The organism is Nitratidesulfovibrio oxamicus (assembly GCF_015731765.1).
GTDB classification, from domain to species: domain Bacteria; phylum Desulfobacterota; class Desulfovibrionia; order Desulfovibrionales; family Desulfovibrionaceae; genus Cupidesulfovibrio; species Cupidesulfovibrio oxamicus.
Genome location: NZ_VRYY01000604.1, coordinates 1 through 1,154 on the forward strand (window position 1 = coordinate 1; position 1,154 = coordinate 1,154).

A 1,154-nucleotide genomic window follows, 5' to 3' on the forward strand; every position below is an offset into this window, starting at 1 on the left:
GGGGGGCCTGCGCGACGGGACGGGGCCGGTGGAACGTGCGGGGCAGGCAGGACAGGCAGAACGGGCAGTAGCATCCGGGCCGGAGGGCGCACGGGGCGCGGATGCCCCGGCCACGCCGGACGCGCAACTGCGCGAGGTGGCGCAACTGCTCGAACGAGTGACCGGAGGGCAGGCCACCCCGGCGGAACTGTACCGGCTGCAATACATGGTGGGAATGCTGCGCGTGCAGGCATCCAGCGGGGTGCAGGTTTCGCAGCAGGGTTCGCAAGGGATGGAAGCGCTGCTCAGACAGCAGGGATGATGCACCACGGAGAAAGGGCATGAACGGATGGCGCGGCATGTTGGACCAGGCCCCGCGCGGGTTGCGCAACGCGGTACTGGCCGTATTTCTGCTCATGCTGCTGACGGGCTGCAAGGCGGAACTGTACAAGGGGCTGAACGAGGAACAGGCCAACACCATGCTGGCCACCCTGCTGCGGCACGGCATACCCGCCGAAAAACAGGCGGCGGGCAAGGAAGGCTACGCCCTTTCGGTAGAGCGCGAACAGATCGTGCGGGCGCTGGAAATCCTGCGTGAAAACAGCCTGCCACGCGAGCAGTACCAGAACCTTGGCAAGGTCTTTTCCGGCGACGGCATGATCGCCTCGCCCTCCGAGGAAAAGGCGCGCCTTGCCTACGCCATTTCCCAGGAACTTTCCGATACCTTCTCGCGCATCGACGGCGTGCTTACCGCGCGCGTGCACGTGGTGCTGGCCAGCAGCGAAACGGCGTCCGAGGCCAGGGTGCCCGCTTCGGCGGCGGTGTTTCTGCGCCACGGGCCGGAATCACCGGTGGTGAACCTTATCCCGAAGGTTCGCGAGCTGACGGCCAAGGCGGTGCCGGGGCTGGACTACGAAAGGGTTTCGGTCATGCTGGTGCCGGTGCGTGAAACCGTCACCGTGCCCATGCAACAGGGGCCGACCCTGTTCGGCCTGCCCCTGCCCCCGGAAAGCGGCCCCCCGTACCTGCTGGTGGCGGCAGGCGTGGCCCTGCTGGCGGCCCTGGCCGGGCTGGCCTTTGCCGGGGCGCGTACCGGGCTCATCGCCTTTGGCGGGCGGCGTGCCGCGCCGGGCGATGCCCGCGCGGCCCGTGGGCCACAGGGCGGACAGGGCTAG

General features: G+C 68.6%; 1 protein-coding gene and 1 pseudogene. Both read left to right on the top strand.

Annotated elements, in window-relative coordinates; translation table 11 throughout:
* Window positions 1–301, top strand: a pseudogene (locus FVW20_RS16140) (hypothetical protein); the annotation flags it as partial.
* 19 nt (window positions 302–320) lie between these two features.
* Window positions 321–1,154: a type III secretion system inner membrane ring lipoprotein SctJ gene (gene sctJ, locus FVW20_RS16145; protein ID WP_196610399.1), complete on the top strand. Its 834-nt coding sequence runs from the start codon at window positions 321–323 to the stop codon at window positions 1,152–1,154.